Source organism: Streptomyces sp. TM32 (genome assembly GCF_004122755.1).
GTDB classification, from domain to species: domain Bacteria; phylum Actinomycetota; class Actinomycetes; order Streptomycetales; family Streptomycetaceae; genus Streptomyces; species Streptomyces sioyaensis.
Genome location: NZ_SDIG01000050.1, coordinates 1 through 25,750, shown reverse-complemented (window position 1 = coordinate 25,750; position 25,750 = coordinate 1). Strand labels below are relative to the sequence as shown.

8 protein-coding genes are annotated in these 25,750 nt (G+C 68.0%); 2 read left to right on the top strand and 6 right to left on the bottom strand.

What is annotated here, in order from left to right; all coding sequences use genetic code 11:
- Positions 1-319: 319 nt before the first annotated feature.
- From EST92_RS14230 to EST92_RS14210, 5 genes are all read right to left on the bottom strand, one after another.
- Positions 320-2,653, bottom strand: coding sequence for a UvrD-helicase domain-containing protein (locus tag EST92_RS14230; RefSeq protein WP_129281300.1), 2,334 nt, complete (start codon positions 2,651-2,653; stop codon positions 320-322).
- Complete coding sequence (locus EST92_RS14225; protein WP_129281299.1) at positions 2,650-9,363, bottom strand: DEAD/DEAH box helicase; 6,714 nt, start codon at positions 9,361-9,363, stop codon at positions 2,650-2,652. The genes EST92_RS14230 and EST92_RS14225 overlap by 4 nt, the downstream gene beginning before the upstream one ends.
- Positions 9,360-14,864, bottom strand: coding sequence for a hypothetical protein (locus EST92_RS14220; RefSeq protein WP_129281298.1), 5,505 nt, complete (start codon positions 14,862-14,864; stop codon positions 9,360-9,362). The genes EST92_RS14225 and EST92_RS14220 overlap by 4 nt, the downstream gene beginning before the upstream one ends.
- Positions 14,861-18,028, bottom strand: a complete 3,168-nt coding sequence (locus EST92_RS14215) for a DEAD/DEAH box helicase (RefSeq protein WP_129281297.1) — start codon at positions 18,026-18,028, stop codon at positions 14,861-14,863. Before EST92_RS14215 ends, EST92_RS14220 begins: the two co-directional genes overlap by 4 nt.
- A gap of 163 nt (positions 18,029-18,191) precedes the next feature.
- Positions 18,192-19,400 carry a serine/threonine-protein kinase gene (locus tag EST92_RS14210; protein ID WP_129281296.1) on the bottom strand — a complete coding sequence of 403 codons (1,209 nt, stop codon included), beginning with the start codon at positions 19,398-19,400 and terminating at the stop codon, positions 18,192-18,194.
- Between the two features lie 368 nt (positions 19,401-19,768).
- Here EST92_RS14210 and EST92_RS14205 point away from each other — a divergent pair, with 368 nt between their 5' ends.
- Both EST92_RS14205 and EST92_RS32190 read left to right on the top strand, forming a co-directional pair.
- The gene (locus EST92_RS14205) at positions 19,769-23,065 is read left to right on the top strand and encodes an AAA domain-containing protein (protein ID WP_129281295.1); all 3,297 of its coding nucleotides are present in this window, start codon (positions 19,769-19,771) and stop codon (positions 23,063-23,065) included.
- Between the two features lie 560 nt (positions 23,066-23,625).
- On the top strand, positions 23,626-23,988 hold the full coding sequence (locus tag EST92_RS32190) for a hypothetical protein (protein ID WP_254068809.1): 363 nt from the start codon (positions 23,626-23,628) through the stop codon (positions 23,986-23,988).
- A gap of 532 nt (positions 23,989-24,520) precedes the next feature.
- Here the strand turns inward: EST92_RS32190 and EST92_RS32580 are convergent.
- Positions 24,521-25,750: RHS repeat-associated core domain-containing protein (locus EST92_RS32580; protein WP_135789049.1), on the bottom strand; the 1,230-nt coding region annotated here is incomplete at its 5' end.

The following is a 25,750-nucleotide window of genomic DNA, read 5'->3' as shown; positions in this document are numbered from 1 at the left end:
ACGATGGTGGAGCAAGCCGTGGCCGCGCCCTCGTCATGTTCTTGACGCTCGCATGACGCTCGTTCTGAAAGCCCATCACCTTGGGCGAATGGGGTTCGACGTGGCCAAGTGGTTCAGTTAATAGGGGCCGTGGTCGCCTGGTGTCCGACGCCAAACAGCGGGCTCGGGCGGCGTGGACTGTCCTCAGCGCATGGGAGTGTCTGGACGCTCCGCTCGTCACCGCCACATGTGTGACCCTCCGCCCTGTTCCTCAGGCGCAGGGCGGAGGCATGAGATCAGGTGCGCTCTGCAACCCCTTCTCCGGCGAATTCGATCCGGCCTACAGGGGCAGGAATGGGCTGGGCCTGCCGTGCCACGAAATTCGCAGCGCGTCGCGGGCTCGCGTCACGGCGACAAAGAGCTGGTTGCGGCTCTTCTTGAGTTCGCGTTCGTAGCGCTTGGGGTCGGTGGTCGCGTACTTTTCGATGGGGGCCGTGCGTGGAAGGACGCCGTCGCTCGCGCCGACGACCGCAAGCTTCTGGTATTCGAGGCCCTTGAAGCGGTGCATCGTGCCGATGTGGACCTCTCCGCCCCCTTGCGGGCCGTCCTTGGTGAGGGTCGCCGTGGTGATGCCGTGTTTCATCGCCAGGTCGTTGGCGACACGGCCGGCCATCTCTCCGTCGGTGACGCATACGGCCATGGTGCCGCTCGGGTCGCGTACGGTGCCGTCCTCGGCGGGCTGGGCGATGTCCTCGCGCCACTGCTTGAGGGTCTCGGCGAGCTGAGTGATCTCGTCGGTCCAGTCGGCACAGGCGACGTACTCGGGCGTCGGGCCATGCAGCAAGGAGTGGTAGCCGTCGAGGGTGTCGGTGCCGTCGTCGAGGTCGTCATAGGTGGCCCCGCGGACGACCCTGGCGGCCTGGTCGAGGATCTCCTGGGTGGTGCGATAGCTGAGCGTCAGCTTCGAGGACCTCCCGCGGATGTTGACGCCGACGGTGGAGAGGGTGACGTGGCGGTCGTAGATCCGCTGGTGGGTGTCACTGGCGATGAACAGGTCGTCCGGGCCGGACGCGACCATGGCGCGCAGCATTTTCCAGTGGGCGGCGCTGAGGTCCTGGGCCTCATCGACGACGATATGGCGATAGCGGTGTCGCAGGTAGCGCATTGCGGAGCTGTTGTCGTCGAGGTGGGCGAGGTCGCCGCCGCCGATCTCGGCCTTGTGCTCGGCCCGGTTACGGATTTTGCGGGCGCGTTCCATCTCATAGCGCGCCGCGCGTTCGGCGGCCTGCGCCCAGGTCTCACGGCCCATGCCGCCCAGGCGCAGGGTGAACTGGTCGAGCAGCTTCCAGACGGCGGCGCGTTCCGGGCGGTTGAGGGCACGGCCCATGCCGGCGCGGCGGGCCTTGAAGTAGTCCTGGCGGGTGGCGAGGGACTGTCCGAGGACGATCTGTTCCCATTCGTCGAAGAGGAACTCGGCGTCCCAGCGCTGCTCGTCGTACTCGAAGAGGACCTCGCGCAGTACGTCCAGTGCCCGGTCGTCGGTGATCAGGCCGCGCTGCGCGCCGGGCGCGGTGTTCTCGTTCAGGACGTTCTGGGCGAGCTGGTCGATGTGCTTGATGTCGATGCGGCCGAGCAGCGCCGGATCCATGAGCGAGGTGAGCCGGGAGCGCAGGTCGGCGGTGAGGTTCTTGGTATACGTGGTCAGCAGGATCGGCTTGCCGTGACCGGGCGGTAGGGCGGTAGCGAGGCGCGCGACGCGGTGCAGGGCAACGATGGTCTTACCGGTGCCGGGGCCGCCGCTGACCCGGGCGGGGCCGCTGTAGTTCCGTTCGACGGTCTTGCGCTGGGTGGGGTGGAGGTAGACCTTCCAGGCGCGGAAGTCGCCCTCGGCCAGGACGTTGCGGATGTCGTCGTCGACTGTGGTGACTGCGGTACGGGTGAGGGCCGCCGCCATGTCGTTCTCGAAGCCCGGTGCGAGTTCGGCGGAGGCGGGTTGGGTGATCTCACGCTCGACCTCGTCGACGGACATGCCGGAGCCAAGGCCGGTGAGGACCTCGGCGGTCAGCCGCGGGGCGCCGACGATGAGCTGGTCGAGTTCCTCTTCGGTCGTGACCGTGAGGGCGACGTCGATCAGGGCATCGGCGACACCGAGACGGCGCAGGTCCTCGGGGGTGCAGCCGGTGAGGAATGGGTCGGCGGGGGCAGCCGGTTGCTCCGTCACGACGGGCGCGGGCGTGGGCTCGACGGGTAGGCCCTGCTCGTCCGGGGCCGGTGCGTCGTGATCGTCCGTGGCCGGAGTGAGCTGGAGTCCCGCGCGTTGAAGGACACTCTGTCCGACGACGCCGAGGTCGACGAACTCGATCTCGCCGGTCACCCGGTTGACGGCGACGCTGAGCTGGTCCTTGACGTCCTTGCGGTGGCGGACGGCGACGATCAGCCACTGCTGGATGCCATCGGCGCCGACACCCGCCCGGGCGAGGAGCGCCCGGTACGAACGGTCGATCTTGGCGCGGAAGATCCGGCCGTCGCCCTTGAGCGGTTTGAGATCGAGGCTGGGGTGGTCCGGGTCGAGACGGAACTGGTGGCAGAAGTCGTAGAACTTCGTCTTGACCGACGAGTCCATCTTGTAGAGCTCGTTCTCGGCCTTCTGGTAGAGGCTCAGGCGTGCGGTCATCGTGCGGCACTCTGTTCTTCGGAGTCGGGACGGGCGGTGGCGTCGGGGAGCATGGTCAGCAGGGCGTCGAGACCGGTGAGCCAGTCGTCGGCCGAGCGGATGGTGAACCCGGCGTCGCGGTAGGCGCTCCAGGTCTTGTAGCTCTCCTCGTTCATCTGGTCGTACGGTTCGGCCATGACGGCGATCCGCTGATCGCCGTGGTCCCACGCGAAGTCGGCGAGCCAGCCGCGTTCGCCGAGCTCGTAGCCGTAGGCGGGGGCCTTCTTGCCGCTGTCGGCCAGGACGTGGGCGAGGCGGGTGAGGGGGGCGTCGGGTTCGTCCTCGTCGAGGTATTCGAGGATCTCCCGGTCCCACAGCAGATCCCGGACCGCTGCTTCGAGAGGAGTCTCGTCAGACGTCTCCGCGGGCTCGGGTCGCGTCGCGGGTACGCCGGTGCCGTACCGCACGACGAGGGATTCGAGTTCGCCGAGTCCGCCGAAGGCCTTGAGGAGCGCGGTGTCGAAGCGGTTCGCGGTAGTGGTCGTCAGTTGGACACCGTCGCCGCCGTCGTGGGCGAGGAACTGAAGAATGTTGGACCACTGGAGCCAGGAGCGCCAGCGCGCCTTGTGTTCGGGCGTGCCGAGCTGGTCGGGTGCGGAGTCGTCGAGGCAGGCCAGGGCGGACCAGCGGCCGGTGGCCCCGTCGACGAGGAAGGCGACGGGGAGATGGGACTCGTCGCACGTCTGGAACAGGTTGAGCGTGCCCGTGCCCTGGACGGGCGCCGGGTCCATGCCGTCGGTGCAGCCCCAGGCGTCGAGGAGACGATCGAGCGTCTGACGGGTCTGCTCGGGGTCGCCGTTGCCGACGAGGATCTCCTTGCCGGTTCCGAGGAGCCCGCCGACCACCGCCGATGCCCGTCGTCCCCAGGCCGCGTCGTCCGGACTGCGCAGGTAGGCGAGGAGCATGGTCATGGGGTCGGTGAAGGCGGTGTCGGCGAGGTCGTCGCTACCGCGTTCGGCGTAGAGCCGCTTGGCGACGTCCTGGGCGCTGCGTGGATACGGCGGCCACACCGGCTCGGACGCCTCCCGCCCCGCGGAGGACTCCGCCGTGTTCGTCTGCCGCTCGAAGGCGTCGAGGTCGTCCCAGGTGAGCTGGAAGACGACGCGGCCCTCGGCCCGGAGCCGGTTGCGCTTGTGGGCGTCACCGGCGAGCCGGTTGTGACGGCGGGTGGCGTGGAAGCGGTGTCCGTCGAGGTAGACGGTGATCTTCCGCTTGGGGCCGTCGATGCGCTCGAAGGTGAAGTCGGTACGGGTGAAACCCTCGTTGCGCTGAGCGGTCAGACGCCAGCCGTGCACGGTGCCGACCTCGTCGAGCCGCAGATAGGCGCTGTTGGCGCCGCTCTCCTCCAACACGGCGTCGGCGCGCTGTCCGGCCCACCCCCGCAGGGCCTTGAGGAAGCGTGCCTCCAAGTCGGACTCGACCTGTCCGTCAAGACCGATCTGGTCGGTGTTACCGACCGCCTTGGCGTCCCAGGCGTCGGTGTCGGTCCCCAGGAGTTCATCGAGGATCTCCAGGGCGGCCTGGCGGGAGACGCGCTCGATGTGCTGTTCGTCGGCGTACAGGTACAGACAGCGGTGGCAGGCCTGTCGGCCCTCCCCGTTGCAGGGGCACTCCACGAGCAGCCGGCGCGCACCCTCCAGCACCTGCCGGAAGTTCGGGGGGTCGGTCAGGCGGTCGAGGTAGCCGGTGCCGTGCGGGAGGCGGTCGTACAGGACCAGGAAGTGCCGTTTCTCCGCGGTGTCGCGGTCCGGCATCGTGGCGAGGGTGGTGGCGAGGTGCTGTGGGTCGCCGCCGAAGGCGCCGTCCACGCCCAGGCGCAGCGCTGCCTGGAAGGAGTGGACCTTCTCCTCGACGAGGACGGTCGCGGCGGGCAGCAGGACCCGCAGTGCTTCGGTCTCCAATTCGTGGGCGAGCAGGACCGGTTCCTGATCCACGCCCTTCTTGCCACGCCGTAGTGGGCACCAAGGAGTGTGGTGTTTGAGTTCGCGCTGGCGGTTGGCGGAGTTGTCGACGGCGTCCTGGTCGTCGTCGAAGACGGGCCGGCCGTCGGCGCTCGCGGCTCCGCACGCGGTGCACACGTGGAAAGGGGCGATGCGTACAGGCTTCCCGGCGAGCTGGTCGTTGTCCCGGGCGCCGATGCTCAGCGGCCCGGCGTTGACGCGGCGGATGACGGCGCGGCGGGTGTAGTCGACGCCGAAGATTTCCTTGGTGTGCCGCCAGGATTTGCCCACCGCGAAGTCCTTGGGGTCGATGTCGACCATGTCGACGACCGTGTAAAAGCGCCGGTCGCGGTCGTCGCTCTCGTCGCCGATCCTGGCATCCTCCCGCTTGTCGCGGGCCGTGACGACACTGGGCTGGACGATCTGCCACAGACTGCCGGAGTCGGCGATCCCCGCATCCCCGCACCGCGGGCAGGGTGTGACGTCCGTTTCGGCGTTCTCGGTGCGGACGTAACCGCACGAGGGGCAGAAGCGCCAGTGGCGCCAGTCCTGGTCCCGGCCGGTGACGATGTCGATGCCGGTGATCCGGTGCTTGTAGCCCTCGGCGTAGAAGGTGTTGCCGGGGGCGAGTTCGGACAGGGCGAAGCCGCGTGGCCGCACGTAGGAGAACGACTTCGACGTGTAACGGACCCGCCCCTCGGGCGTGGTGCCCTCCGGCCAGAAGACGGTGGCGTCGAGGGTGGTCGTGGCGTCGATGAGGGCGTAGTTGGGCAGCAGGCCGAGGTCGCACAGCACGGTCTGGGCGGGCTGGCGCTGGCGCGTGGCGCCCTGCTTGGAGACGGCGGCCAGTTCGGCCTCCAACTCTGCCTTCGTACGTGCCTGTTCGTCGTCGCCTTCCTTGAGCTCGTCGATCGCGGAGCGGATCGTACGGATACGGGTGCGCAGCTTCTGGTTCTCCCGCTCCCACTCTCGCTCGGCCTTCTCGATGGCGCTGCGGATGCCGCGGACCGCGTACTTCGTCAGCTCATCCCGGGCGGCGTCGCTCACGCCAGTGGGGAAGAGTGCGAGGAAATCCGCGACGAGTTCCTCGCCGTGGGCGAGGGCGGCGTCGGTGAGATCGGCGAGGTAGCCGGAGGGGCCGAAGAGCTCGTCGACCCTGCGCGACAGAGCGGCCAGTGGCCTGCCGTCCTCGCGCAGCAGCCGGCCGCGCGCCGCGAGGTCGAGGAGGTGCGCGGTGTACTGGCGGCGCAGAATCTCGATGGCCGACAGATACGAGCCCGGCGGCACGATCCGCCCGTCGATCATGTCCCGCGGCCGGTCGAGGAAGTACAGGTCACGGCGGGAGCGGTCGGGGATGGTCAGCAGGAAGGCGTTTCCGGTACGGCGCCCGGCCCGCCCCGCCTGCTGGGCATAGTTGGCGGGCCGGCGCGGCAGGGCACCGAGGACGACGGCGGACAGCTCGCCGATGTCGATGCCCATCTCCAGTGTGGGCGTGCAGGACAGCACATTGGGGTCGTTGAACCCCTTGCCGCTGCGGAAGGCGTCCTCGACGCGTTCGCGCTTGCCACGCGAGAGCAGACCGGTGTGCTCGGCGGTGATGACCTGATAGGTGCCGGCTCTCCGGTACAGGCTTCGGTAGTAGTCGTCGCGGTAGTCGCGGTCCCGGTCGTGCCGGTCCACGGTCTCCAGCCATCGGTCACCCGCGATCAGCCGTCCGGTCGTGCAGCGGTACGCCTGGCAGGGCTGCCCGTGATACTGAGCCAGTAATGAGGGGTGGACGGTCTGCTCCCAGAAGCACTTCGGGCAGCGCACATACGACTCATTGACCTGGCCGTCAGTCAGCAACTGAAGCCGAACGGCGCCCGGTTGGAGACCGTAGAGCCGCGCGGCCGTGTCGCCCGGGGAGCGGGCCGAGAGCACACCGGCGTCCGTGAGCCGGGGCAGCAGCCGCACCCAGAACTCATCGGCCTGCTCGCGGGTCATGTCGAGGCAGCGCTGCGCCCAGGTTTGGTACCAGGACAGACGCCCGGCGGCGAAGTCGAACTCGCTGCCCTGCTTGGGCCGCGCGAGCAGGAACGTCGGCGCGGAGACGCCCTTCGGGAAAGCCTTCATGCCGCGCGGGCGACCACCCCAGATGAAGTAGCGGCTGGTGCCCGCCTCGTCGAGGAATTTCTCCTGCCACCGGTGCCCGACCGCGCCCCGCGTACGCAGCCGCTCCAACAGCCCGCGCAAGAAGGCGAGATAGCGTCCGTCGTCGTGTTCGGTGAGCGCCAGCCCGTGATCGGTGGATTCCTCGTGGGCGGCACGTGCGATTGCCACGGCCTCCCGTATGTCGGGGATGTCCACCCAGGCGGCCGCGGTACGGGTCAGTTCGAGGGTGCGGCCGTTGCGCGAGCGGTGGCCGAACTCCATCACGGCCTCGAACGCGAACCGTTCACCGATCAGGTCCCACGTCTTCCTGTCCCCGCCCCGCCCAGCGCCCGACAGCAGACGTGCCACGCCCGTGTCGTCGTGCAGGTCCGGCGGGACGACGGCGGCCAGCGTCTCACGGTCGGTGGTGGCCGCGACGACGTCGGCGACGAGGCCGTTGAGCGCACTGGGCCGCTGCTCGCTCAGGTGCTTGGTGAACAGTGCCCGCAGGGAGAAGGTGTACGAGCGGGAGGCGACGAACCCGGCGCGGTGGGCGGCATCCTGCACCGAGTCGTTGAACATCAGCGTCTTCGTCTCACGCTGCTCCTTGTCCATCTCCCCGCCGGTGAAGAGCTGGGTGACGGACGCGGCGGCGAGCGCTGCGGCGCCCGTACCGACGAAGCGGATCGCGTTGTGGGTACCGCAGGCCGGGCACCAGTCGTCCTTGGCGGCTCGTTCCGCGGTGTCGCCGAGCTGGACGAGAACGAAGGCGGAGTCGGGGCTGCCGGGCGCCGGGTTGCCCTCGTCGTCATAGTCGCCCTCGGGGTCGGGAAGCCGCAGCCGCTGGGACAGACCGTCGAGCACCATCAGCACGCCGGCACCGCCCGTGGTCAGCGACTTCTGCGCCGCCCGGTCCATGGCGGTACGGCCATTGCCCTCGCGGGCCTCGTTGTCGGTGGCCGTCACCAGGGTGCGCACCTTGGCTTTGTCGGCCGTGACGGTGGCCCGGCGGATCTTGTGAGGCTCGAAGTTCAGCTCCTCCAGGTCCGACTCGGGGGCGAGGACCGACCAGCCGGAGCGCCCGCACTCACGGCAGTACACCGCAGGCAGGAAGATCTTGGTGTCGCGGGAGGTGGTGGTGTTCGGTGTCGTACGCGACTGGCTCTGCGCCCCGGTCGTGTCCCACGCGAACTCGGCCTTGGGCCATGGCAGTACGCCACGCAGCATGCGTGTCACGGACCGCGCCCATTGGTGCACCTCGATCTGGACGAGCGGGCGACTGATCCCGGCCGGCGCCTCCGGGGCACGCGCCACGGCCAGCAGGGCGACGAAGCGGGCGAGCGCCACCGCGGCGACCTGCGGCCGCGTCGTGATCGCTTCGTCCCAGCTCCTCGCCCCCCTGCGACGCATCACGTCGAGCACTTCGTCGTACGTGCGCACGGTGCCGTCGAAGGCGCTCAGGACCGCGTACGTGAGCCGGTTGCGCTTGAGCGCGGCACCGAGGGCGACCGGATCGGTGGTGCGGATTCCGGTGACGGCCTGGGCGAGGTCCGCGAGTGCCTCGGGGCCGGCGGCCGGGTCGGGTAAGGCGGTCAGTGTCTCGGGGGGAGTGGCCTGGCCGGGGAGGAATCTCGCGTCCGGGATCGATTCGTCATTGCCGAGGATGAACTCTTCCACCGTCAGCCGGTCTTCACCGACGATCGCGTCCTCGGTGAACTCGGCGCCGAAGACGTTGGTGGCCACGGAGAGGAGTTGGCGAACCCCGTCCTCATCGGTACCGGAGGCGAGGGTCGCGGAGGTGGCGACGGGGGTGATCGTGCCAAGCGGCTTGCCGGGCCGGTTGGCGTCGACGGCGATGGCGAGGCGGCGCAGCAGCATGGCCACGTCGGTGCCCTGCGCGCCGTCGTACGTGTGGAACTCGTCTACGACGACGTATCGGATGTCGCTGCCGTCCCACAGCGGCGCGTCGGCAGCCCGCTGCAGAAGCAGGTCGAGCATCTTGTAGTTGGTGATCAGGATGTCCGGCGGGGACAGCTGCATGTCCTGGCGGCGGGTGTAGACCCGGTCGTAGTGCGTCGCCGCCTTCTCCCCGATGTACAGGCCGGCGCGTACGCCGCTCAACTCGTCGTAATCGGTGAGCAGTTGGTTGATGCGGGCCGCCTGGTCGGTGGCCAGGGCGTTCATCGGGTAGAGGAAGACCGCCTTGACCCCGTTGTTCCCGGCCGCGCGCTCGCGGACGCAGTGATCGAGTACGGGGTAGAGGAACGACTCGGTCTTGCCGGAGCCGGTGCCTGTGGTGACGAGGGTGGGCTCGGGTGTGTGGCCGTCCTTGGAGGTGAGGCGGGCGAAGGCGCGTGCCTGGTGGGCGTACGGTGCCCAGCCGTCGGTACGTACCCAGTCCAGGTGCTGCTGCCAGCCGTCGCCGGCCGGAGTGAAGGGCGTGCGCAGGCGGAGGTAGGGGCCGCGGAACATGCCCGTTGTCTCGTCGCCGAGGAAGGTGTGCAGGGCCTTTCGGGCACCCTCGTCCGCCAGGCCGTACGTCGTGGACAGGTACTGGAGCAGGCTCTCCTTGAGTCCCTGTGCTTCGAGGGTCGGCCTCACGGGGTCGGGACCTCCATCTTCTCCGGGTCCCAGAGTCCCTTGCTCACGGCTTCATCGAGGCGCTTCTGGAAGTAGGCGTGGGCTTGGCGCATTTCGCGTTCTCGGTTGGCCTTGTAGAAGGGGGCCGTGTAGCCGTCGGGGACGGGGGCGGGGGTCTCGGGATCCTTCTGGTAGGCCTCCTGATAGGCCTCGAACTGGGTCCAGTGGTCCTTGGTCTGGTCGAAGCCGTACGTGTACCGGTCCCCGGCGATCTTCCGCTCCTCGGCGTCGAACCAGGTCACCCGGTCGAAGTCCTGCATGATCGGGAAACGGGCCCGGTACATGGCGATGAGAGTGTCCGCGTCGATGCCGAGCCATACGGCGACGAGCGCGTCGATCTCGACGAGGGCGGCGCGGCGGGCGTACTCGGTGCGGAGGGGGGTGTCGCGCTGCCAGGTGGGGGTGACGTTGTGCAACTCGGTCTTCAGGTGGGGCCAGTCGATCGCCCAGGGTTCGTAGCCAGGCCACTTGGGGTCGTAGAGCTCTGTCCAGAGGTCGGCGTAGGCGGTGGTGAGGGCGTTTAGGCGGAGGGTGCGGAGGAGTAGGGCGGGGGCTAGGGGGTGGTCGCTATGAGGGGCTGGAAGCGTGCTGGCCGTGCCAATACGCATGTCACCCTTGCCACTTGTGCGCAGGTAGTAATCAAGAGGGAGCCCAGCCCAGAACCCGGCGACCAGTGCTGTCTCACGCAGAGTGCTCAGCCGCATCGAATTTACCTGGTCAACATGTGTCACGCCGGGAGGAACGATCGCCCCGAAAAGTGCCCTCTCTGTATCCGGCGCGATCTGGCGCCGCCACGCAACGCGATAATCCTCGCTGTATGGATAACTGGCCTTGGCAAGTAGGAACTTCTCAACCTGCTCGTCTTCGACGTCCTCCGGACCCACCTTGCGCTTCTCCGCGATCCGGATCCGCGCCCGCACCCGCTCCTCCCGCGACGCGAGCAGCGCCTCGTACTTCTCCCAGTCGGGCCACTTGTCCTGCTCGTCGAGGAAAACATCGGGCGCAGCCACGCTCCGGTACTCCGACTCCGGCACCGCGTCGTCCGAGAGTGCTCTTGGGTCGAGGCCGCGGACCTCGCCGCCGCCCTGGCTGGGCTGCTTGAACATAGGATTGGCAACGCCGATCTGCGGTCCCTTGAGGATGACATCGCTCCACGTCTTCGCGTGGTAATCGTCCTCGCCGTCGATATCGGTGTTGTAGTCAATGAGACGCTGGTCCTTCTTCGGGCCGAACTTCGGCTTCTTGGCGCCGCTTTCGTCATATCCACGGGTGATATCCGGGTACAACTCGCCGAGACGCAAGGCATAGGTACCCAATGCGTCGATCGCCGGATCCTCGGCCGTACTGACCGGAGTGAGTAGACGCGTGTGCTCCAGAGGCCCTTGATCGCCTGCCAGTCGACGCCACCGCTTGAGGGTGTTGGTAGTCACGCGGACGACACGCTTCGGGTGAGGGCGCTCATCCCAGTCGCCGTCGTACTTGACGCCGGGATCCGCGCCCGCGTCCTCGGCAGAGGCCGACAACCGGAGCGAGTCGACGGTGAAAAGCCACGACAACGAGTCGAAGGAGATCTTCCCTTCGGCCCCGTAGATGTGTACGCCGAAGTGGCTCGACCGTCCCACCGGCGGCGGGAAGAACCGGTTGCCCGCATTCACGAAGTCACCGTGCACCCGCAGCCGCCGGTACGCCGCTGCCCGCAGCGTGGCCTCCTTGTCTCCTGCGAAATGAGTGTCCGGGTGCACCATCCCGGCGGCCCCGCCGCTCCCTGCGTGGTCCCACACCTCACACATGAATGCCCGATACAGATCTGGTTGGCTTCCCGAAATCAGCGGGTACACGGGCGCCGCCGAAAGGTAGCTGGCCATCGTCACCGTGTTCGTTACCTCGCCAAGCAGATACTCCTGCACCTCCCCGCGCGCGAGTTCGACGTCCCGTCGCCGGTTCTTCTCCTCCGCCTTCGGCTTCTCGGTCAGCATGAACCACGGCTCGTTCTCCGCGAGGACCGGATTCTCCTTCCACTCCGGCCGCACCCACGGTGGATTTCCCACCTGAAGGTCGAAGCCCCCCGCCTCCCCGGCAAAAACGCCCGCGAAGTCCAACTCCCAGTGCAGAAACCCCTGTGCCTCGGCGATATCGCGAACCACCCGCATCCACGGATACCGCGTCTCCACCGCCTTACGGGCCTCATCCATGCCCATCTCGGCCTGGATCAGGTCTTCGAGCTTCTTCAGCTCACTCAGGGAGTCGACGGTCGTGGCAAAGGTGTTCTCAGGGATCGACCCCGTGCCCACCATGGACTCAAGGAAGGCGATCCAGTCATCCAAGTCCGCGAGCGGGATCACGTCCCGGCGACGAACCGGCCCGCCGGCCTTCCTGGGCGCGGAGGAGGTACGCGCCTTCTTAACCTCCTTTCTCTCCACGAGTCCGCCGTCGCCCTCGGCCTCACCCAAGGACATCGGGTCACCGTCCAGCGCGAACAGCAGCCCGTTTTCCACGAATTGAGGCGTGGGCGTGGGCTCGGGCACAGGCGGCTGCTCGACCTCAACAGGCATCCCGGCCACCGACGACAGCAACGCATCCAGGTCAACACCCACCTGTGCCGTCACCACCGGATCCGTGTCGTACTCAGCGTCCGACCCGTCCAGCAGTCCCACCTTCTCCAGCGGCCAGAACCACAGCGCACACCATGCGTCCATGACCTGCTTGAGCCGCCAGTAAGGGGAGCCCTCGGCCGCGAAGAGGTCCTTGAAGACCTGCTCCTTGCTCAGTGGCAGGCTTTGGTCCGCGTTCTGCTTGTCATGGCGGAGGAAGGCGTACTCCTCCGCGTCCTCCTCACGATCGGCGCCCCATACATGGATGGTGCGGGCGATCTCCCGCTCGCTCAGCTCCATGCGCTTGGCGACGAGCTTCCACAAGAACTCCACCCGGCAAGCCGCAGCCTGCAACCGGGCGAGCTGGCTGCTCTTGCCGCCCGTCGTCTTGGGCTTGGTCTGGACACCCTTCTTCCATGCCTTCAGCTGCTCGACCTGCGCCTCGGCGAGCTGCTCGACCAATTTCTTCGCATCCCCGCTCGCCCCCGCGACTGCACCCCAACCGGGCGTGGGCAGCAGGAACTGGTGCACGGCCCCGTCCGGCAGGCACTGTTCCGCACCGCCCTCCGGCGCCCGGAACGGCAGCTTCGTCGGCGTCTGCGCGCCGATGGTCCGCTCCTTCTTGATCCGCTCGGCGTCGTACACCCACCGTCTGGCCCCGATAAGTGAGTTGCCGCGCCGCAGATGCAGGCCGAACCATGGCGCGCGCATGCCGGGGTGCATGGTGTTGAGCCACAGCGATACCTCCGCCAGCTCCACACCCATCGGGTTCAGGTCGATCCCGTACGAGTTGTGGAGGGCGATGTACGCCTTCACCTTCTGTTCCGCTTCGAGCGTCTTCGACGTGTCCAGGTGGACGCCGAGTTCATCCTGGCGGCGCTTCAGATATTCCTTTGCGACCTGGTTGATCGCCTCGTTGAGGAACGCGCCGGAGCCCAGGGCCGGTTCACAGATTGTGTAACGCAGAAGCTCACTCGCGCGGGTCCGAACCGTGTTGCCGTCCGCGTCTTTCTCCTGGTCGAGGCGGTGCTTGAGGGCCAGTTCGACGGTGACCGCGGTGAGGGATTCGGGGGTGTAGTACGAGGCCGATGTCTCGCGGTCACGGCCGGCCAGGCGGTAGACGAACGTCCCCTTGCCGTACTTTTTGGGGCCGCGCAGACCGTACTGTTCGGCGTCCTGGGCGGAGTACACGACGTGCGTGTTGTCCTGGTAGTTCTTCAGCCGCTCAGCGGGGATGAGCCAGGACCCCTTGTCGGGGTCGCCGTACTGCTTGTCGCCCTTCTTCGCACCGGGCTTGGCGACCTCGGCCAGTTCGTCCTTGGCGATGATGCCGGTGTACGACATCAGGCCTTCGTAGACGGCACCGAGCTGGTTGATGCCGAGGTTTCGGTAGGAGATGAAGCCGCCCTGTCGGCCCTTCTGACCGGCCTCCTTCATGGTCAGCAGGCGCAGCACCTGATGCAACGCCTCGTTGCGCAGCCGCAGGTCCAGCCAGCGAGGCGGCTCGTGCCCGTCCTCGTCCCACCGGGGGTCGAGGACGCGGCGGCCGATGAGGGTGATCGCCTTCGGGTCGAACAGCTCGCTGCGCAGCGGCTCGAAGCGCAGGCCGCGCAGTTCGCTGCGTTCCTCGGCGGGCTTGTCGTCATCCGCGTCGGTGCCGTGCGGGCGGTGGCCGTAGTTGACCTTGTTGAAGAGGACGTCGAGGGAGGCGTACAGGTGGAAGCCGGCACGGCTGTCCTCGTCGACCAGCTTCCCCTCGCGCGCGACCAGTTCACGCAGCCGGGCGATCGAGTACCCGGTCTCGTACGTGTCGTCGTTGGCGGGAAGGATGCTCAGCTCGGGTCGGGCCTCCGCGTACAGGAGGAAGAGGATGCGGTAGAGGTAGCGCAGCGACTCGCGGGTGAGCTGCTTTGCGAAGGGGCCCTTCTTGAGGTCCTCGATCTCCCGTGGCTCGACATCCGCTTCGCGCAACCGGGCGAGCACCTCGTTCGCGATGATCTCGACGGAGCGCTGGAGCCCCTTGCGCAAGTCGGAGTTGACGCCGACGGCGTTGTCACGGGATGCCTTCAGGAGGTCGTCGATGCGGCGGCCCTTGCCGTCCAGCCGGGGCGCGAGCATGTCGTGGGAGAAGAGGGCGGTGAGGAGGGCGAGTTCGCCGGCCTTCGCTGTGTCGTTGCGGGTGAGGGCTGCGTCCAGGCTGGCGGCGAGATAGCGGCCTTCGGCCCAGGCGCCTCGGTCGGCGAGGACGAGCACGCCGCCGCAGAGCAGCAGGACGAAGCGGGGTGCGTCGCCGCCGGGCTCGTGCAGTTCGCTCTGGAAGAGCCAGCCCGCCAGCTTCTCGCCGACTTCGAGGAGGCCGTCGGCGGTCTTGAGGGGGCGAAGGAGCCGCCCGGCCTTCTCGGGGTCGAGGGCGTCGTCCAGCTTGGCGGTCCAGCCGCAGTCGACAGCGACGATGCCGTCTCCGTGCCAGGCGACCTGGAGCTCGTACTCCCTGCCCGCGCTGTGTACAGCGATCGAATCGGGCCGGTCACCGCCGTAACCGAGGGCCTTGAGGACGCTGGTGTGCCAGGTGGTGACGCGCTCGGCCCACTCGCCCGTCAGGTCGTCGTAGGTGCTGCCCAGCTCTTCCTGCTGAGCGCGGGAGGCCAGGAAGGGGCGCACGGTGGACAGGTACTCACCGCGGAGCCGGGGGAGTAGTTCGCGCGGGGTGGGCTGCGGGTCGTGCGGGTCGGTCTCACGGCCGGTCCACAGGGTGAACAGACCCTCGTCGCCTGCCTTGCTCTTCTTGAGGGTGTTCTCCAGCTCCTCGCTGAAGTAGTGGGAGGAGAGGTACTCGCCACGGTTGGCGAAGGAGTCGTAGGTGTAGCTCATCGTGCGGACTCCTCGGCGGACGCGGTGGTGGGGTGGAGGGGTTCGAGCACACAGAGGACCCGCAGCATCGGCTCGCCGTCGGTCCGCAGGCGGCGTACGAGGTCGCGGCGGCGGGCAGCGGTGTCGTACACCTGCTCGCGGCGGCGCTGCTGGTTGCCCACAGCGATCAGGGCGCCCTGCTCCCAGACCTGTACCCGGTCCTCGTACGGGGCCAGGTAGGAGTCGACTTGCTTGTCGTAGTCGGCACGGCGCTCGCGCAGGTGGGTCTCGGCCGCGTCGACGGCTGCGGGGACGAGTGCCTGGAGGAGGTCGGGGTCGACGGGCCGGCCGCGGCCGGGCATGCCGGGGCCCACGCCGCAGGCGGCGAGGAACGCCGAGTCCATGCGCCATACGCGAGGAGCGGCCTCGGTGAGACCGGTGACGGCCATCCACTCCACGACCGTCGGCCTTCCCGCCGCGTTGGAGTAGACGCCTTGGAGGAGGTAGACCGGGCCGGTCAGGGCCTCGGGCAGGGCGGCGTCGATCTGTTTGGCTTTGTGAGCGTCGGGCCGGTGGGCGAGGACGAACGCCTCGTCGTACCGGAGCTTGGCGAGGACCTTGTCCGTCACCCAGTCGAGCACGGGGTGGATGTCGGAGACGTAGGAGACGTTGGGCCACTGGGAGGTGGGCTGGTCGCCCTTGCCCTGCTTGGCATTGCGGGCGGCGTCCAGGCGGCCGGCGGCGTACCGCTTGTCGAAGGTGATGCGCAGTGTGCCGTCGTACTTGGGGGTGGTGAGGATCTTCTCCTGCTCCAGGTACGACTTCGGCAGCTCCCGGAAGCGGTACTGCAGGTCGTCGGGCGGAGTGAACTCGATCCGCCCGTGCACGGTTTCGGGCTTCCAGTCGAGAGCCTTACGCTCGGCCTGCGGATAGATGAGGTCCATCGCGGCGTGGAAGTACGCCTTGGTGTCGGCGAACACGTGGGGCACGTCCGCCTCGGGCACCGAGGCCGTGCCGAGGGTGGCCGGAGAGGCTGTCGGGTCGGCGAGCCGGGCGTTCGCGCCGGCGAGGAGGTCGGCGAGGATGCCGCCGGACTCCTGCTGGGATTGCTTGATGGAGCGTTCGACGGTGCCGCCCTTGATGAGGTCGCGGGTGAGGCGATCCTCTTCCTTCTTGTCGTCGTAGAGGCCGGTGACGGCCTCGGCGCTGACCTCACCGGTCTCGATCTCGTGCGCCTGGGCCTCGCGGCGCAGCAGGCGGGCGCCGACCAGCCGGTCGTCGAGGGTGAGCGTCTCACCGCTCTCCTCGTCGCGCCGCCAGGGCACGTCGGCGGTGAGAGTGATCGCACGGAACTCCGGGCTCACCGCCTGCCCGTAGCGGTCGATGCGTCCGTTGCGCTGCTCGATGCGGATGAGGGACCAGGGCAGGTCGTAGTGGACGAGGTCGTGGCACTGGTGGTGCAGGTTGACGCCCTCGGAGGCGATGTCGCCGGTGAAGAGCACCCGCACCGGCTCCTCGGCCCGACCGAAGCGGTCGATGATCTCCCGCTGCTGCTGGTCGTTGGTGGTGTCGCCGTGCATGACCTCAACGACACCGCCGTACGCCTGCCAGGGGCGCGTCTTGTCGGCCTTGGCCGACGGCTTCTTCTTGAAGCCGAGCAGGGCCGGGACCTCCTGGGCCAGCCAGTCCAACGTGTGGACCCGCTCGGAGAAGATCACGACGCGGCGCTCGCAGCCCGGGCCGACCTTGAGGTCGTCCTTCAATGTGCGGACGAGCGCGTCGAGCTTGGCGGAGTCCTGATCGGTGAAATCCGCGACCAGTTCCTCCAGTTCCGCGAGCGCTGTGCCCTCTGCCGCCAGGGCGGCGCGGCGCTCGGGAGAGTCCGCCTTCTTGCCGTCCTTGCCTTTCACCATGGCGCTCCTGGGGTTGTCCAGGTAGGCGCGGCGGGCGTTGAGGGATTTGCGCAGGGCGACGTGGGAGGAGAGGAACGCCTTCAGGAAGTTGTAGCCGACCAGTGGATCGGCACACACCGACGAACGGTTCGACTCCCCGGGCGTCCACTCGCTTGCGAGCTTCTCCAGGACGGCGACCTCCTTGCGCGTCGCCGGAGCCGGCACCGGCAGGGACTCGCCCCGTTCGGCCCAGGGCTTGTCCTTGAGGCCGTCGCGCACCTCGCGGTCGGACTTGGTGCGCCGGATGTAGAGGTGGTCGAGGGCGGCCACCTTGTAGTTCTTGGGGTCGGCGATCGCCGCCGGATCGAGCATCCCGATCAGCTCGGCGAAGGACTCCGCGTCGCCGTTGTGCGGAGTGGCGGAGGCCAGGATCAGCGCGTCGGTCTGCTCGGCGAGACGGCGGGCGAGGCGGTTGTTGCGGGTGCCCTTGTTCACGAGGTTGTGCGACTCGTCGATGACGACGGCGTCCCAGGTGATCTTCTCCAGGTGGTGGGCGTACGCCGCCGACTTGAGGGTGTCGACGGAGACGATGACCCGCTTGAAGTGGGCGAAAGGGTTCCGGCCCGCCGGGATCTCCTGCTGGATGCGCTGGATACCGGTGGAGTCCAGGCGCACCAGCGGCAGGGCGAAGCGGGTCCACAACTCGCGCTGGAACTGCTCCAACACATGGGCGGGCGTGACCACGAGAATGCGCTCGCCGCGCCCGCGCCGGATCAGCTCCGAGAGCGTGACGCCGATCTCCAGCGTCTTACCCAGACCGACGACGTCGGCTATCAGCAGCCGGGGCTGCGGGTTGCGCATGGACAGCGCCAGCTCGGCGGGGCGCAGCTGATGCTCCTGCCGGTCCATGAGGAAGGAGTCGGCGAGCGCGATGCCGTGCTCGGTCTGCGGCAGCGCGGTCTTGCGGATGACCGCCTCCAGGTACAGGCGAGCCTTGGCGTGTTTGGAGGTGTCGTCGGGTATGAGCCGGGTCTTGCGCGGATCGAGTACGTCGATCTGGTCGAGGCCGGAGTAGAACACCGCATCTGTGCCGCGGACGAACGCGGAAACCCCGCTGACCTCGACCATGAGTCCGTCGCGCGACTCCGAGACGGACTTCACGAGCCACTGCTCGTCGCGGATGCGCACCTGGGCGCCGGGGGCTAAGACCGGCTTCGCGCCGGTCGTGTACGGCGGATGTGCCGGATCGGCGTCGCGCGGCTCAGGGACCTCTGGCTGCATCGCCGTGGTCACGTGGTGCTCCTCTGTGACGGTCTACTCGTGCTGTCCGGTGTGCTTGTGGGGGATCTTGCGTGGTCGTCCGGTGAGCCGGGTGCGCTGTACCCAGGGCCATATCAACGCCCCGAGTTCCGCACTGTGGCGCCCCGTTGTCGGGAGGACGGAGGAGGGCAGCGGCTCAGCGCTTCGACCAGGCGAGTGCCGGTCGTCTCGCGTAGCGCTCGCGCAGCTCGTCGGCAACCCTGCGGGAAGCGGGGGGACGGCCCCGCTGCGGTACGGGCTCCGCCGGTCTTCCGCTCCCGGGTTCGGAACCGGGCGCGGTCAAGGGCCCGGGCGATAGCGAGATCTCGACGTTGATCTCGCCCGCAGCGTCCTCTCCGGGCTTACCAGCGACGGTGGGGACAGGGATGTTTCGCTCCCCGGGCACCAACTCTTCGCGCAGCAGCCTCTCCAGCGAGTCGAGCCGGTCAAGCATCGGCGCGTCCGGCTGCGGAAGCACCATCGTCGGGTGATCCTTCGCCGTCGTCTCCTCGATCAGAGCGCGTCGCGCGCGAGCCGGACTCGTACCCAGCAGACGCATGAGATCGGCGCATTTCCGGGTCACCTCCTCCAAAGAGGGGCGGTCGTCCGCTTTGTGCGCCAACATCGGCGTCACGACGGGGGCAAGTTCCTCGGGCAGCCCGGACAGATCGGGGGCGACCTTTGGGTTGACCACCTGCGCGGCCACCGCCTCCCACCGGGCGCCGTCGTACGGGTAGTGCTCGGTCGCTGCGTAGAGAAGCACTGTGCCCAGGCCGTACACATCGGCGGCCTGCGTCATGTCCACCTCGCCCAAGGCTTGCTCGGGTGGCATGCAGCGCACCGTGCCGATGACTGTGCCTGCCTGGGAGAGCGAGCCCTTGGAGGCTCCGAGGAAGGCGCCGAGCCCAAAGTCGATGATCACTGGGCCGAAGTCGCCCAGAATGACGTTCTGCGCCTTCAGGTCGCGGTGGACCAGGCCCACGGCGTGCACGGCAGCAAGGCCCTCGGCTAATAATGCGCCCAGGCTCGCCACAAGAGGCGCGGCGAGAGGGCCTTGGTCCCTCACGACGTCGGAGAGCGGGCGGCCCGGGACGTAGTCCATGGCCAGCCACGGCTCCTCGGCGAACGGGTCCGCGTCGATGAAACGGGCTACACGGCCCGTGCCGGAGATCGTGCGCGCGATCGTCGCTTCGCGTTCGAAGCGGGCGCGGGTGTGCGGATCCGTGCGGTCGGGCCGGATCACCTTCACTGCGACCGGTTCACCCGCGACGGAGTAGGCGAGGTACACCTCCCCCATGCCGCCCGCGCCGAGCCGCCGCTCGACGAGGTACGGACCGATACGCGGCGGCAAAGTTCTGCCGTTCACCGCACCCCCCTGACTCCCGTGACGACAGCGCGACCTCGCTCGGTGCGTGCATCCACGCTGCCGCACAGGAACGGCGTGGGTGACGTGGACACCGACGAATCACTGTTACAAGCGTACTGATCGACATCCCGCGGTAGGAAGCGATCACACAGGACTGGTTCGGCCTTCCGATCTCTACGTCCGGGACAGGCCGCTGCGGAGGGGTTTTCTGATCTCTGGAAACGGCATTTCATCCGGTTCAGACGCCGCTGCCAGGTCCGTGCGCTCGCTTCTGACTACCCATCATGCAACTTCGCTATGTGTCACTTCGTGGGCGTGGGTAGATTTGCCGCTCCGGACACGAGGGCCGCAGACGGGGGGACTGGCACGTGGGCTGGCGCGAGGAGATCGCCACGGCGCTCGGGGAGTGGATCAACGTGGAAGGCGGTGCCGGCAAGCAGCCCCGCTGGCAGCGCATCGGCCGGGCGGCACGCACCGGGGACGCCGGTCAGTACGCCGTCGACCTCCGTGGCTCCGACATCGGGCCCGATCAGCTCGACAGTCTGCGGCTTGCCGGACCGGAGAACGAGGGCGTCGAGGAGAACGGCTTCGCGGTCTCAGAAATGGTCCAGGACGGTTGCCTGCTGACCTTACGGGTGGCCGAGTTCGCCGACGTGTCCGACCCGCACCTGTGGATGCTTAAGCAGCCGCCCACCTTCCTCATCGAGGCTCTGCGTGACGGCATTTCCGGCCTCGGTGAGCACCCTCTGGCGGCAGCCCTGGCGGTCGGCCGCATCGGCGGAGCACCGGCCCACGAGGCGGACCCGCCCGGCTTCCACCCCGCGCAGGGCGACGCGTACCGGGCCTGCCTCGGCGAGGGGGTATACCTGGTGTGGGGCCCTCCGGGAACGGGGAAGACGACCGTCCTGAAGCGCGCCATCGGCGATCTCATGGCAAGGGGCGACCGGGTACTGCTGGTCTCGGCCACGAACATCGCCGTGGACAATGCTCTGCTCGGGGTGGTGCGGACCAAGCAGCACAACCCCGGCGACATAGTCCGGGTGGGCCCACCGCATCTGCGCGAGGTGGCCGAGGACGCTTCGGTTTCCCTGCCGCTGATGGTCAAGGCGCGCTTAGCGGACACGGCTGCCCGGCGCAGCACCCTCGAAGCCGAGCTCGTCGCGGTCAAGCACCGAGCCGAACAGCTCGCCACCCTGGACAGCAGTCTGGCCGGATTCGACTCCTCTGCCTACTTCGCAGCGCTGAAGCTGCTCCGCACGCCCGGTGAGGATCTCGTATCGGCGCGGTCGCAGGAGGAAGCTGCCAGTCGACGTCTGGCTGACTCCGAGAAGATGTTCCGGGACGCATTGGCCGCGGCCGAGACGGCCGCGGCACGCGACAAGGCTGCGGAGTCGTCGCGGGCGCAGTGGCGCCAGGTCGACCGCCTGTCCCAGGAAGTGGTCGAGGTGCGGAAGGCAGCAGAGCTCCGTGAGGCAGCTGCGCTGCTGGCGGAAGGCGCCTGCGATCCCCTGCGTCAGGAGCTTGCGGAAATAGAGGGCAAGGGCGCTGTGAAAAAGTGGCGTCTGCGCGAAAAAGTCGGCGAGCTGCAGCGGCAGTTGGCCGACGCCGAGCAGGCTGCTGCGTCCGCCAAGCAGTCGGCGATTGAGGCACGCACCACGGCCACCACGCACATCGCGGCCCTCGGCGCCCAGATCACAGCTCTGGTCGACACCATCGCGCTCACTCGGGAACAGACCGCCGGCCTGGCGGCTGACGCCAAGGCCCGGCTGGCGGCAGAACAACAGGCGGGACGCCACTACGACAGGTGCAAAGCGGACAAGGCCCGGGCGGAGGAGGCCGCGGAGCGGGCTCAGCAGGCCGGCGACCTGACAGACCGGGCCGAGCAGCACGGCTGGCCGGCCCGGTTCGACCTGGCCCGCCGCCTACGCCCGGCCGTAGCCGCCGACACGACCCGGCAGCCTGCGCTGGAGAAGCAGTACCAGGAAGTCCAGGAGGAGTACGAACGCCTCGCCCGCGACGCCCAGAGCGAGATCATCAAAGGAGCCAAGCTGGTCGCCACGACTCTGGCCCGATTCCGCACGAACCGGGCGGTCTTCGACGGTCCGTACGACGTGGTTCTCGTGGACGAGGCAGGCGCAGCCACCCTGCCCGAAGTTCTGCTCGCCACCGGCAAGGCCGGTCGGACCGCGGTCCTTCTCGGGGATTTCATGCAGCTGGGCGCAGTCATCCCGCCCGAGCTCAAGGGACACGACCGCGCGGACATCAAACGCTGGCTGCTCCCGGACGTCTTCCAGCACTGCGGGATCGCAGAACAGTCCGACGCCCAGGCCCACCCCGCCTGCGTCACCCTCACCCAACAGCACCGTTTCGGCCCCGCCGTTATGCAGTTGGCCAACGACCTCGCGTACGGCGGAGTGCTCGGCGGAGGCAGCCAGACACAGGCGGCACGCCCGGTCGACGACCCGGAGATCGTGCTGATCGACACGGACGGGCTGCACGAGCTGGCCCGGGCGCACCTGACCGGAAGCCGCAGCGGCTGGTGGCCGGCGGGCTCACTGATCGCGAGGGCGCTGGTGGAGCTACACCGCGAGCTGGGCGAGGAAACGGGCATCGTCACGCCCTACCGAGTCCAGTCCGACGCCACTCTGGAGGCCCTGCGGGACGTCGAAGGCCCGGGAGGGGGCGCCCTGGCAGAGGTCGGCACCGCGCACAAGTTCCAGGGCCGGGAGTTCGACATCGTCGTCTTCGACACGGTGGAGGGCGGGGTGGGCAGCCGCGAGCTGTGGATGGCCTGCGCCCACCTCCAGCCGGCCGCCAGCAGCTGGCCACGGGACGGCGTCCGCCTCTTCAACGTGGCCGTGACCCGGGTCAAGACCCGTCTGTACGTCATCGCCAGCGGCGAACGGGTCAAGAGCGCGAAACCCGGAACGGCTCTGGCGCAGCTCGCGGCGCTCATCGATACCCGCCGCGGCGTGCGGGTCCTCCAGGCCAAGACCTTGATCACCCCGCCGACCGCGCCTCCCGCGTTCCGTGGGGAGTTCGGCACCGCGCTCGCCGAGGTGTTGAGTCGGCATGTCGAGGTGACGGAGATCGACGACGAACGCGACTTCTACCGCACGTTCACGGAGGAGATCCGCCACGCACGACAGTCCCTGTGGCTTTGGGCGCCGTGGGTGGCGAAGCGGGTCAGCTCCCTGCTGCCCGAGCTACGTGCGGCGGCCGACCGCGGAGTGCGGATCAGTGTCTTCATCCGCGACGACACCGACCAGCTTCAGAAGAAGCCAGCCAACCAGAAACTCATCACCGACCTGCGAACCGTTGCGCATGTGGTCGTAACGATGAACGTCATGCACCAGAAGATCGCGGTCATCGACGAGCGGACGGTCATGCTCGGTAGCCTCAACGTCCTCTCGCAGAGCTGGACTCGTGAGGTCATGGTGACGATGCGGGGTGCGCACTTCGCTCGGAAGCTGCTGGAACACGAGCACGCGGCGGTCTTCGCGGCTCCGCCCCGTTGCGGGCGCTGCAACGGGGCGGAGATCGAGATCCGTCGCAGGCAGAATGGCACCTGGGTCTGGCGCTGCTACGCCACCGCCTGCAAGACCACGCCGAGGGGTGGGACGAACGCCTGGACCCAGAACATCCGCTTGGGACGCGGGCGCTGAGAGGCACATCGTCGACCTCATCACCCATGAGCCTGCGCTCGCCCTGCTGAACCATCTTGGCCGCCTTGTAGCCGCCTATCCGGAGACCTACCAGCCGAGCGCCCATGACATGGATGAGCTCTGGATGGGGCGTCGACCGATAGCGCTCCCTCCGGCTTCCTATTCGAAGGCAGCCAGGCGTCGGCCGCGCTCAGTCGAGCAGCCGATGAGGGCGGTGTCGAAGCGCAAGTCTGCCAGGGAGGCGAGGGGCTGGTGAGCACCCGTAGCCGCCCGTCGGTGTGCTTCTACGCTCGGTCGTGGAATGTCGTGTGACGTGGTCTTTATTGGGATTTCGCTGGTCCGTGAGGAACCTGTGGGCGCTGTTCGCGCGAGCTCTGGGATGTCGGCCACTGCACGGCGGAGCGGTGTCGTGCTGCACGCGGTGGTGGGTGATGTTGCCTCGTCCCTGATGGGGCACTTCCTTGCCGTTTGGAGGCGAAGTCGAACCCAAGGCGATGATCTACTGAGAGCATGGTCAAGGAGGTGAAGGCGAAGGGCAGTTGATGGGTGAGGAGCCGCGTGTGACCGGCATGATCAACGGGCCGTTTCATCTGCTGCCGCAGGCGGAGAAGCGCCAGGGCGGTATGTCTGAGGTACGCAAGGCAGTGGATGTCCTGAGCCCGGAGGGCGCGTACGCGGCGGTGAAGCTGCTCAAGCGGCGCGACGACGAGGAGAGCACGCGGATCTTCCTCGACCGCGAGACCGCCTCGCTGCGGGCGCTGACCCATCCGAACATCGTGCGGATGCTGGACTGCGTCGAGCGGAACGCCCTTCCGATGAGCGCGTCGTGGGAGAAGACCGAGATGGTCGACAAGGTCCGCTCGACTGTGCGCCCGGAAGGGTGCCGATACTGCTCCCAGCCCCGAATTCTGTGGGACGTATAGGGGACGGACACCCGTAGAAGGCCGGTTCTGGCCGGGGCCAGCCGGACTCCGCCCCCTTCGCAGAGCGGAAGTCGGATTCACCGGAATGGTCAGGCAGACGTCCTCTGACCAGCGTAAACAACCTCCCGAAGGAGGTTTTGCTCTGGCGCCCCCAACCAGCCACAATGCGAAAATCGAGCTACTCATCGAGGCCGCGCCGATCGGCCTGCTCCCGGCGCATGCGAAGGTCCGGCGGGACGGGTACCGGGGAGAGACGGGCCGACCGGCACGGCGTAGCAGGTGACCCGCCATTGCTCGCGTCCCTGCTTGGCGGCGTGGGCGCTCGTGTGCTGCTGGTTGGCCCATGAGGTTTCGAGTCCCCGGCGGAAGCCACAAACGCGGGCTGGTCGTGCCGCGCCCCGGCGACCTGCCCTGAGTGTTGCAGACACTGCTTGCCCCGGTTCACCGGGGACCGTCCGGCGATCCATTGGCGCACTCACGCGGCGTCCGTCCCCAACGGCCATGACGAGATTGGCTGGGGACGGCTCCGGTCTCAGAAGAACGTCTTGTCCCAGTCGCCTGCGACAAGCGCCCGGACCGCGTTGCCGAAGCCGTTGGCGACCCGCTGGATTCCGGCGTCACCGGCGAGGTAGACGTCGCTGTTGTCGGCCAGCAGAACGGCCTCCTGCGTATCGGTGGCCGTTCCGACAAGCACGACGGGACGGCCGATGCGCTTGCCGAAGATGCTCACACTCCTGGGTAGTGAGTGGGCCGAGTCCATCGTCTCCTCTACCGAGGTGGTGAGGAACGTCTCACCGAAGCGGTAAGACCAGGTGACGGTGAACTCGCCATAGGTTTCGAGGAATTCCCGGATACCAGCCGTGAATTCGAATCCTTCCTCTTCGTATCGTCGACGCGCCTCCGCGATATCCAGAGGGTGGATCTCAAAACGGGCCCTGTCGGCAAGGGAGTTCCGCAGCGCTTCGAGTTCCCAACGTTCGGTGTTGCCGTTCATCCCGTGAGTACCTCTCCTCCGATTCCTGGCACCCACGTCTGGCAGTTGGCGCACATCTTGAACTTCTTTCCCTTGGGGTTGACGGTCACCAGGTCGATGTTCTTGGGATCCGCGCCGTCCGTCCTTGATCGCGTTGGTGAACATCCGCGGTTCGCCGCACACTCCGGGCGGGCGGCCGGTCGGATGCTGCGATTCGGCGGGCATCGCGTCGGTCACGGCTTTTTCGTGGCCGGTCTCCGGGCCGCTTTCACCGTAGTAGGTCTTACCGGTTGTGCGGTCTCGTCCCACAGAGTACGCGCCCGGGGCCTGCTCGCCTTCCTTGAGGGTGCCGGCGACGTCTGTGATGCGCTGCTTGCCGAGGTCCATCAGCTCCTTCCTGAGATCGGTGCTGTCGTCCGGCATGAGGCCGATGGGGTCGCACCAGGTGTGCGGGTTGTGGACGTAGGCGTTGGGATTCGGCGCGGGACTGAGACCCAGCGGGTCGGGGGTGGTGTAGCGGGCGGTCTCGGGGTCGTAGTAGCGGTTCAGGTTGTAGTGGAGGCGGGTCTCGGGGTCGTAGTACTGGCCGGGGAAGCGGAGCGGTGTGGTGGTGGTGCTGTCGGCGGCCCAGGTGGTGTTGCCCCAGAGGGTGGGGACGGTACGCCAGGCGACGGTGTCGGTGGCGGTGTCGACGAGTTCGGTCGGGGTGCCGAGCAGCCGAAGCCGAAGCCAGGGCGCGGCATGCGGCGGACGAGGCAAACAAGTACGCCAAGCAGGCACGGGACTCGG